The 9,165-nt window shown below is 72.9% G+C and carries 11 protein-coding genes and 1 pseudogene; 5 read left to right on the forward strand and 7 right to left on the reverse strand.

The genetic code is table 11. The features are described 5' to 3' along the window. Nucleotides 1–394: 394 nt before the first annotated feature. The 4 genes from NUV38_RS16780 to NUV38_RS16795 form a co-directional block, all read right to left on the reverse strand. Entirely contained in the window at nucleotides 395–1,360 is a 966-nt protein-coding gene (locus NUV38_RS16780; protein WP_257730208.1) for an NAD(P)-dependent oxidoreductase, read from the reverse strand. Nucleotides 1,361–1,432: 72 nt separating this feature from the next. After that, nucleotides 1,433–1,912, reverse strand: a complete 480-nt coding sequence (locus tag NUV38_RS16785) for a hypothetical protein (protein WP_257730209.1) — start codon at nucleotides 1,910–1,912, stop codon at nucleotides 1,433–1,435. Nucleotides 1,913–1,985: 73 nt separating this feature from the next. Next, complete coding sequence (locus NUV38_RS16790) at nucleotides 1,986–2,165, reverse strand: hypothetical protein (RefSeq protein WP_055960993.1); 180 nt, start codon at nucleotides 2,163–2,165, stop codon at nucleotides 1,986–1,988. A gap of 49 nt (nucleotides 2,166–2,214) precedes the next feature. Then, nucleotides 2,215–2,748 carry a DinB family protein gene (locus tag NUV38_RS16795; RefSeq protein WP_257730210.1) on the reverse strand — a complete coding sequence of 178 codons (534 nt, stop codon included), beginning with the start codon at nucleotides 2,746–2,748 and terminating at the stop codon, nucleotides 2,215–2,217. Nucleotides 2,749–2,887: 139 nt separating this feature from the next. On the opposite strand from NUV38_RS16795, the gene NUV38_RS16800 reads away from it, so the two are divergent. Together NUV38_RS16800 and NUV38_RS16805 are read left to right on the forward strand one after the other, a co-directional pair. Next, nucleotides 2,888–3,937 carry an NAD(P)-dependent alcohol dehydrogenase gene (locus NUV38_RS16800; RefSeq protein ID WP_257730211.1) on the forward strand — a complete coding sequence of 350 codons (1,050 nt, stop codon included), beginning with the start codon at nucleotides 2,888–2,890 and terminating at the stop codon, nucleotides 3,935–3,937. Continuing rightward, on the forward strand, nucleotides 3,934–4,527 hold the full coding sequence (locus tag NUV38_RS16805; protein ID WP_257730212.1) for a flavin reductase family protein: 594 nt from the start codon (nucleotides 3,934–3,936) through the stop codon (nucleotides 4,525–4,527). The genes NUV38_RS16800 and NUV38_RS16805 overlap by 4 nt, the downstream gene beginning before the upstream one ends. Nucleotides 4,528–4,538: 11 nt before the next feature. Here the strand turns inward: NUV38_RS16805 and NUV38_RS16810 are convergent, their stop codons facing one another. Further along, the gene (locus NUV38_RS16810; protein WP_257730213.1) at nucleotides 4,539–5,687 is read right to left on the reverse strand and encodes a zinc-binding dehydrogenase; all 1,149 of its coding nucleotides are present in this window, start codon (nucleotides 5,685–5,687) and stop codon (nucleotides 4,539–4,541) included. Nucleotides 5,688–5,790: 103 nt separating this feature from the next. Here NUV38_RS16810 and NUV38_RS16815 point away from each other — a divergent pair, with 103 nt between their 5' ends. Then, nucleotides 5,791–6,186 (forward strand): pyridoxamine 5'-phosphate oxidase family protein, encoded by a 396-nt coding sequence (locus NUV38_RS16815; RefSeq protein WP_056574764.1) that lies wholly within the window; start codon nucleotides 5,791–5,793, stop codon nucleotides 6,184–6,186. A gap of 7 nt (nucleotides 6,187–6,193) precedes the next feature. Here NUV38_RS16815 and NUV38_RS16820 read toward each other — a convergent pair whose 3' ends face one another. Further along, nucleotides 6,194–6,733, reverse strand: a complete 540-nt coding sequence (locus tag NUV38_RS16820) for an acetyltransferase (protein ID WP_257730214.1) — start codon at nucleotides 6,731–6,733, stop codon at nucleotides 6,194–6,196. A 39-nt stretch (nucleotides 6,734–6,772) separates the two neighbouring features. Here NUV38_RS16820 and NUV38_RS16825 point away from each other — a divergent pair, with 39 nt between their 5' ends. After that, nucleotides 6,773–8,281 (forward strand): cobyric acid synthase, encoded by a 1,509-nt coding sequence (locus tag NUV38_RS16825; protein WP_257730215.1) that lies wholly within the window; start codon nucleotides 6,773–6,775, stop codon nucleotides 8,279–8,281. Beyond that, the gene (locus tag NUV38_RS16830) at nucleotides 8,278–9,015 is read left to right on the forward strand and encodes a cobalt-precorrin-6A reductase (protein WP_257730216.1); all 738 of its coding nucleotides are present in this window, start codon (nucleotides 8,278–8,280) and stop codon (nucleotides 9,013–9,015) included. The genes NUV38_RS16825 and NUV38_RS16830 overlap by 4 nt, the downstream gene beginning before the upstream one ends. Here the strand turns inward: NUV38_RS16830 and NUV38_RS16835 are convergent. Then, a pseudogene (locus tag NUV38_RS16835) lies at nucleotides 8,969–9,165 on the reverse strand (hypothetical protein); the annotation flags it as partial. The gene NUV38_RS16830 and the pseudogene NUV38_RS16835 overlap by 47 nt on opposite strands.

Here is a 9,165-nt window from a genome sequence, read left to right on the forward strand (position 1 = left end):
TGATTATCTCGTCGACTTTTGGCACACTGTTGAGTTCTCAAGGATCAGACGCACATCTGTCAGGAGCACACCGTGAGGTGACTCAGCCAGAGGCTTCTTGGGTGGAAGGGAAAGCGATGTTGCTGCTGACCCCTGTCCGGGGCTTGCCGTTGTCAGCGGTCCGTCTCCGGGCGAAAGCCCTGGCGTTGACCGTTTCGGTACAAGCTGTGCGAGCTCCGATCACGCGGCCTTTCGGCCTCGTGCTCCGGCGAGCGGCGCAACAAGAAGAACACTACAGACCCCTCCCTGGTCCGGTCAAACCGCCCCCCTCGTGACGTCGTCGCGGCGCGCTACTTCCCTGCCATTGCAGGGCGCGGCGCGCCGCAGCACTCGATCCGGGGGCTGCCGGGGGGTCTCAGAGCTCGCCGACGTCGCGCAACCACACCTCGGTCCGACGCATCCCCTCGTCCAGGCCGACGGCGGGGTCGTAGCCGAGCACCGACCGAGCCTTGTCGATCGAGTAGGTGCCTGTCCGGCAGAAGTAGCGGACCGCGGTCGTGTTCGTCTCGTCGTCGGCACCACGCACCCGGTTCACCCCGGCTGCGGCCGACGCCAGGGCGAGGGCCGCCGCCGTGGGCATCACGACAGGGCCCCGCCTGCCCAGCATCCGGTAGTAGTGGCCGAAGAAGTCACGGCACTCCACGCCCACGCCGCCGCTGAGCGTGAACACCTGGCCGGCCGCCTCCTCGCGGTCGGCGGCCAGCACCAGCCCCGAGACCAGGTCGTCCACGAAGACCGGGCTGAAGATCCCCCGCCCCATCGCGGGGAGCAGGAAGCGGTTGGCCTTGATCATCCGCACGGGCAGCAGGGTCCACGGGCGCGATCCTGGGCCGTACACGTCGCCGGGGCGGACGACCGCCACGTCGATCTCACCGGCCGCGTGCGCCTGCATCGCCGCCTGCTCCGCGGCGATGCGCGTGTCGACGTAGGGGTTGCCGTCGGGTCGCAGGGGATGGTCCTCGGTGACGCCGTCGGGGAAGCCGAGGTCCGAGAACGCGCGGACCGACGAGAGGTAGACGACCCGCGCGGCCCCGCGCGAGACCGCCGCGTCGAGGACCCGCCGCGTGCCGAGCGTGTTGACCCGCCACGCCTCCTCGAGCGTCGGCAGGTTGGAGACGAGCGCGGCCGTGTGCACGACCGTCGCCCCCGGGGTGATCACGTCGCTCCACGACTCCGGGTCCGTGACGTCGCCGGCGACCACGTCGTGCGCGGGGTCGGCTCGCAGGTCCATGCCCCGCACCGAGTCGCCCCGGGCACGCAGTCGCTCCGCGAGGGAGCGGCCGATGAAGCCGGACGCGCCGGTGATGACGTAGTCGGCCATCGCTACGTGCTCCTCCGCTGTCGGGGACCCAGGGCGTTCGCACCCTCGCACATCGGGAGGCGATCGGCAGCGTTACGCGGACTCCCACGGGTAGGCGTGCGCGAGGAAGGCCTCGCGCACCTGGTCCCGCGGCGCCTCGAGGGTCTCGTCGAACAGCACCCGACCGTGGTCGCCGTCGATCACGAGGCGCTTGCCGTCGCGGTGGACGCCGACGACCTGCTCGCGGCGCAGGGTGCGCTCGTCGCTGCCGTGCACCACCACGAGCTGGTCGTCGCTCAGGAGGATCCGGTGCTCGTCGGCGATCGCGAACGCCGCCAGCACCGAGCCGAGCAGTCCGCCGATGACGAGCCGCGCCGCCCACGCCCAGGGCTCGTCGAACCCGGCCACCCACTCCGCCACCGGCTCGAACGGCACGAGCGGGAACCCGCTGACCAGGTCCAAAAGCCACGGCAGCACGAGCAGGAGCGCCCCGCCGCCACCACCGAGCAGGACGAACGTCCACACGCGGTCGGTGTCGGTCATGCGCAGCTCGGTGACGGACGGATCGGCCATGACTGCACGCTAGGCGCGGGCCGAGGCCGCCACGTCGGCCGAAAGGCTCGATCCCTCGGCCGAAGGTCGCGGCTCAGCCGGGCTGTCGCGCGCTCCTCACCGCGACCACCGACTCGTGGCTGACGAGCAGCTCGCACCGCCCGGAGCAGGCCAGCTGGTGGTCGAGGCGCCCGGTGGCGATGAGCCGGTGGACCTCGGCCGTCGAGACCTCGAGCAGGCCGGCGGCCTCGGCGACGGTCAGCTGCGACGACATGCCCGCAGCCTAGCCGTGGCGCCTTGCGCTGCGGGGCCGACGAGCACGGTCAGCCCATCGACCTGCGACCGTCGATGCTCTCGCGCAGGACGTCGGCGTGACCGGCGTGCTGGGAGATCTCGGCGACCAGGTGCAGGAAGACCCGGCGTGCCGACCACGACGCGCCCGCTTCGAACCACGGGGCCGCAGGCAGGGGCTGCCGCGCGTCGAGGTCGACGGAGGCGACCAGCTCGTCGGTGGCGAGCGCCGTGCGCTCGTAGAGGGCGACGACGCCGGCCAGGGTCTCGTGCTCGAGCAGTCGGAACTCGTCCTGCCGGTCGAGCACGGCCTGCGGCGGGTCGCTCCAGTCGATGCTCTCCCAGTCGACGTCGGGCTGGGGCCGGGGGCCGTCGACCACGAAGCGCGCCCACTCCCCCTCCGTGGCCGACACGTGCTTGACCAGCCCCCCGAGGCACAGCTCGCTGGCCGTGGGCGTGAGGCGGGCCTGCTCGTCGGACAACCCGGTGACGGTGCCGAGGAACAGTGCACGGTGCTTGCGCAGCGAGTCGAGCAGGTCGGCGCGTTCGCCCCCAGGTGCGTCCATGCCGTCACGGTAGGGCGGTGCGCCGACACTTCGGCACGGTCCAGCCGGGCCTCCGGGCGGCCGCCGGCCCCGGTGACGTCGGTCATCTCACGCGCCCCTCGCCCTGCGGACCTTCCCGCGCCTGCCTAGCGTGGTCCCCATGACCACCACCGTTGCCGCACTGTCCGTCCCCGAGGCCGGGAAGCCGTTCGAGACCGTCGACCTCGAGCGCCGCGACCTCAAGCCGAACGACGTCCGGATCAAGATCCGCTTCGCCGGCATCTGCCACTCCGACATCCACCAGGCCCGCGACGAGTGGGGCGGCGGGATCTTCCCCATGACGCCCGGCCACGAGATCATCGGCACCGTCGAGGAGACCGGCTCCGACGTCACCGCGCACGCCGTCGGCGACACCGTGGGCGTCGGCTGCTTCGTGGACTCCTGCCTCGACTGCGACGCCTGCCGCGACGGCGAGGAGCAGTTCTGCAGTCGCGGCGTCGTGCAGACGTACTCCGCGAAGGACTACGACGGCGCCATCACCTACGGCGGCTACAGCGAGCAGGTCGTCGTGCGCGACCACTTCGCCGTGAAGATCCCCGACGGCGTCGACCTCGCCGCCACCACCCCGCTGCTGTGCGCGGGCATCACCACCTACGCGCCGCTCGTGCGGCACGGCGTCACCGAGGGCACCCGCGTCGGCGTGATCGGCATGGGCGGTCTCGGCCACGTGGCCGTCAAGATCGCCTCCGCCCTCGGCGCCGACGTGACCGTCCTCAGCCGCACCGACGCGAAGAAGGACGACGGCCTCGAGTTCGGCGCCAAGGCCTACGTCGCCACCGAGGAGAAGGGCGCGCTGCGGAAGCTGCGCGGCTCGTTCGACGTCATCCTCAACACCGTCGGCGCAGCCGTCCCCCTCGACCAGTACCTGGGTCTGCTCGACCGAGGCGGCCGCATGGTCAACCTCGGTGCCCCGACGGAGAGCCTGGAGATGGGCGCGTTCTCGCTGCTGTCGTTCCGCCGGGCTCTCGAGGGCTCGATGGTGGGCGGCCTCCCCCAGACCCAGGAGATGCTCGACTTCTGCGCCGAGCACGGCATCACCGCGACCGTCGAGGTCATCGACGCCGACCAGGTGGGCGACTACTACGACAAGGTCGTCGACGGCAAGGTGCGCTACCGCGCCGTCATCGACGTCGCCTCGATCTCCCGGTGAACCGCACCAGCCTGCGGGTCGGTGACGAGGGCGTCCAGCCCTACCCGCTCATGACCGCGCTCGTCGTGCCCCGACCGATCGCGTGGATCAGCACCGTCGACGGCGAGGGCCGGGGGAACCTGGCACCGCACTCGTTCTTCACCGTCGCGTGCGCGAACCCGCCGATCCTGGCGTTCACCTCCGTCGGCCGCAAGGACACGCTGCGCAACGTCGTGGAGACGAAGGAGCTGGTGGTCAACCTGGCCACCCAGCCGCTCACCGAGGCGGTCAACGGCAGCAGCGCGCCCTACGAGCACGGTGTCGACGAGGCCGAGGCGCTGGGCCTGGAGACGGAGCCGAGCGAGCTCGTGACGCCGCGACGGGTCCGCGACTCGCCTGCGGCGATCGAGTGCCGCCTGCACTCGACGACCGAGCTGGGTGACTCGACCCTCGTGCTGGCGGAGGTGCTGCTGTTCAGCGTCGCCGACCACGTGCTCGTCGAGGGCCACCCCACCTTCGACCTGCTGGCGCCCATGACCCGGCTCGGCAAGGAGGAGTGGGCACCGCCCAGCGTGCCGTTCACCCTGCCCCGGCCGACCGAGGCGCCCTAGCGACTGGACCGTCAACGACTGGGGTCCACCAGGATCTTCGCGTGCTGCTCGGGATCGGCGAGCCAGCCGAACGCGTCGGCGATCTCGTCGAGCCCGACCGTCCCGGTGATCAGGGGTGAGGGGTCGACCTTGCCGTCGGCGATCATCTGCAGCGTGGCGTGGAACTCGGCCGGGTCGTAGCAGAAGGCGAACCGCAGCTCGACCTCCTTGTTGATCGCCATCGACGGGCGGAACGTGTCGGGCTCCATGCAGACGCCGACGACGACGATGCGCGACTGCAGCGGCGCCGCGGTGATGATCTGCTCGAGGATCCCGGGCACGCCCACGCACTCGAAGACCACCGGGCCGGTGGGCAGCGCACCCAGCTTCTCGGCGGCCTGGAACACCCGGGGCCACGGCAGGAACGGCACCGCGCGCAGCTTCTTCATCGTGCTCAGGCCGAGGTCCATGAAGTCCGGGGCCGACGTCAGGTAGCGCTTGTCGGACTCGAAGCGGTCCCACGGCGACTCGACGGCCGGGTCGACCACCACGTCGGCGCCGCAGCGCTCGGCGAGCGCACGGCGCCCGGCGGAGAAGTCGCTGGCCACCACGGTCCGCACGCCGGAGGCCTTGAGCATGAGGATGACCGCGAGGCCGATGGGCCCGCAGCCGACGACGACGGCCACGTCCTTGCGGCCCACCTGGCCCTTGCGCACGGCGTGCCAGGCCACGGCGAGCGGCTCGGTCGTGGCGGCGTGCTCGACGTCGACGCCGTCGGGGACCTCGAAGGCGACGGCCTCGGACACGAGGATCTGCTCGGCGTAGCCGCCCGGGGCGTGCTCGCTCAGGCCGGTCATGTGCAGGCCGTCGACGGTCTCCAGCAGCGGCAGCGCGACGACACGCGTCCCGGGCTTCCAGCGCCCGTGGGTGCGCGGGCCGTACGAGACGACCTCGCCCACGAACTCGTGGCCCATGACCACCGACGACGTGGACCGCATGAAGTGGTCGTACCCCACCTCGCCGGCCATGTCGGCGGTCGCGTCGCCGTGCACGCGGGCGTGCAGGTCGGAGCCACAGATGCCCGACCGGAGCACCTTCAGGAGCACCTGGCCCGGACCGGGGACGGGATCGGGGACGTCGGTGAGCTGGAGCTGCTGCTGGTGGCAGACGACGGCGCGCATGAGCACAGTGTGCTGCCTCGACGGGGTCGACGTGTGCACCCACGGCAGGCGCACACTGGGTAGGACACGGGGGGATCAGGGGAACCCGGGAGGAGTGGAGAGCATGCAGCACGGAGATCTGAGACCGATCGACGCGGCGGAGTGCCTCGAGCTGCTGGCGGTGCGCACGGTGGGCATGGTCGCGTTCGTGGACGACGACGGGCAGCAGCTGGTGCCGGTCAACTACGTGGTGCGCGACGGTGACGTCATCTTCCGCACGTCCGCCGACAGCTTCCTCGCCCAGCTGGCCGACGGCCACGAGGACGTCGCGTTCGCCACGTCGCACCAGGCCGAGCTGGACCAGCACGGCTGGAACGTGACCGTGCGGGGCCGCACGAGCCCGCAGGACGCCACCGAGCTGGTGGGCGCGCCGCCACGCACCTGGGCCGGTGGCGTGCGCGACGTGCTGGTGAGGCTGCACCCCGAGCACGTGTCCGGCCGCCGGGTGCACCTGCACTGAGCCGCGGTCAGCGGGGGCGGTCGATCCGCAGCACCACGTGGTCGGGAGGGTCCACCGGGTTGTCGGGCTGGAGCCGCGCCGTGGCCACGTGGCGGAAGCCGGCCTTCTCCAGCGCCCGCCACGACGGCCGGTTGCCCGCGGCCACCGGCACGACCACGGCCGGGCAGTCCTCGTACGTGGCCCAGGTGTCGTCGACGAGCGCCGCGATGACGGCGGGACCGATGCCGCGACCCGTGTCCGCGACGTCGCCGACCAGGTAGTCGACGGTCACCGCGCCGGCCGGCAGGTCGAGGAAGGGCGCGAGCTCGGCCTTCTCGTCGGGGTAGTCGTCCCAGCGGGCGCGCTGGCAGAGGCCGACGTCGCGTCCGTCGACGGTGGCCACGAGGTCCTCGGCCGGCTCCTCGCCGCGCATGACCGCACCGAAGTCGCGCTCCAGCGCCTCGGGGTCCGCCTCCTGGAACCACCACCGGTGCACGTGCGGGGCGGCGAGCCAGCGCGCGAGGACCGGCAGGTCGCCCGGCTGGAGCGCGCGGAACGTGACCTGCATGGCCCGACCCTAGGGCGTGCGGCTCTAGGCTGTGCTGCGATGCGCACTCCTGGGCTGCTGGTCGCCGGCACGACGTCCGACGCCGGCAAGAGCGTGGTGACGACGGGGATCTGCCGGGCGTTCGCGCGGCGCGGTCTGCGCGTGGCGCCCTACAAGGCGCAGAACATGTCGAACAACTCGATGGTCGTGCCGCTGGGCGGCGAGCCCGCCGACGGCTTCGGGGAGATCGGTCGGGCGCAGTGGGTGCAGGCGCTCGCGGCCCGCGCGACGCCCGAGGTCGCGATGAACCCGGTGCTGCTGAAGCCGGGCAGCGACTGGCGCAGCCACGCCGTGGTCATGGGGCGTCCGGGCGGCACCGTCGACGCGACGGACTTCGTGGAGGGGCGGCGGCACCTCGCCGCGGCCGCGCACGCGGCGTTCGACGACCTGGCGGGGCGGTTCGACGTTGTGGTGGCCGAGGGCGCGGGCTCCCCCACCGAGATCAACCTCCGGTCGTCGGACTACGTGAACCTCGGCCTCGCGCAGCACGCCGAGCTGCCGGTCGTGGTCGTGGGCGACATCGACCGCGGCGGCCTGTTCGCGGCCCTGCACGGCACCGTCGCGCTGCTCGACGCCGACGACCAGCGGCTGGTGGCCGGCTACGTCGTCAACAAGTTCCGCGGCGAGGTCTCGCTGCTCGATCCGGGCCTCGAGCGGCTGAGCTCGCTGACCGGGCGCCCGTTCTACGGCGTCCTGCCCTGGGACCCGTCGCTGTGGCTCGACTCCGAGGACGCGCTCGACCTGGACGGACGCCGATCGGGAGCCGCGGGGGCGCTGCGCGTTGCCGTGGTGCGCCTGCCCCGCATCAGCAACTTCACCGACGTCGACGCACTCGGGGTCGAGCCCGGCGTCGACGTCGTGTTCGTCTCCGACCCGCGCGACGTCGCCGACGCCGACCTGGTCGTCCTGCCCGGCACACGGGCCACGATCGACGACCTGGTGTGGCTGCGGTCCCGCGGGCTCGACCGGGCCGTCGTGGCCCACGCCCGCGCGGGCCGTCCCGTGCTCGGCATCTGCGGCGGCTTCCAGATGCTGGGCCGCCACGTGCACGACCCCGACGCGGTGGAGGCGTCGACGCCGCGCAGCGTCGAGGGGCTGGGCCTGCTCGACGTCGAGACGACGTTCGGCGCCGAGAAGGTGCTGCGCCTGCCGACCGGCGAGGCGCTGGGGGCGCCGACGTCGGGCTACGAGATCCACCACGGACGGATCGCCCGGGGGTCGGGCGAGGAGTTCCTGGGCGGCGCACGCAGCGGCGCGGTGATGGGCACGATGTGGCACGGCAGCCTGGAGGGCGACGCGTTCCGCCGGGCGCTGCTGGCCGACGTGGCCGCCGCGGCGGGCACGGCGTTGCCGCCGTCCGACGTGTCGTTCGGGGGCCTGCGCGAGGCACGGCTCGACCGGCTGGGCCACCTGGTGGAGACCCACCTCGACGTCGATGCCCTGGAGCGGCTGGCCCGCGACGGCGCCCCGGTCGACCTGCCGCTGCTCCCACCGGGAGCGGGAGCATGATCCTGCTGCTCGGCGGCACCGCGGAGGCACGCGCCCTCGCCGCACGGCTGGACGACGCCGGCGTCGCGCTCACGTCGTCGCTCGCCGGACGGGTGGCCCGACCACGGCTGCCCGTCGGCGAGACGCGGATCGGCGGGTTCGGTGGCGTCGAAGGCCTCCGGTCGTACCTGCGCGACGAGCGGGTGAGGGCGGTGGTCGACGCCACCCATCCCTTCGCCGCGGGCATCAGCGCGAACGCGGCGGCGGCGTGCCACGCCGAGGGCGTCCCGCTGCTGCGGCTCGCGCGGCCCGGCTGGGACGAGCACCCCGACGCCGCTCGGTGGCACTGGGTGGACTCCCACGCGGACGCCGCGGCGATGACCGTCGGACTCGGCAGCCGCCCCTTCCTCAGCATCGGGCGGCAGGGGCTCGCGCCGTTCGTGGAGCCGCTGCGCGACGTCCCGGCGCTCGTGCGGGTGGTCGACGAGCCGGAGGTCGAGCTGCCGCCGGCCTGGACGCTGCTGCACAGCCGCGGCCCCTACGACCTGGAGTCCGAGCGGGCACTGCTGGCCGAGCACGGTGTGGACGTGGTGGTCACCAAGGACTCGGGCGGCAGCCACACGGTCGCCAAGCTCGACGCGGCGGGCGAGCGTGGCGCGGCCGTGGTGGTCGTGCGCCGGCCCCCGGGCCCACCCGGGGTGGGGACGGTCAGCGACGTCGGCTCTGCAGCTGCCTGGGCCGCCGACCGGGCTTGAGGAACCGGGGCCCGAGCACGCAGACGAGCAGCGCGCCCACGTCGACCGCTCGCGCCAGCCTCGTCGCGCGGGCGACGTCGGCGGGGCTGACAGCTCGGCCGTCACCGAGCGTGTGGCGGTCCTCGGTGCGCCCGGCGTAGACGTTCACGC

Origin of the sequence: Aeromicrobium sp. 50.2.37, from assembly GCF_024655735.1 — a bacterium.
Classification (GTDB): domain Bacteria; phylum Actinomycetota; class Actinomycetes; order Propionibacteriales; family Nocardioidaceae; genus Aeromicrobium.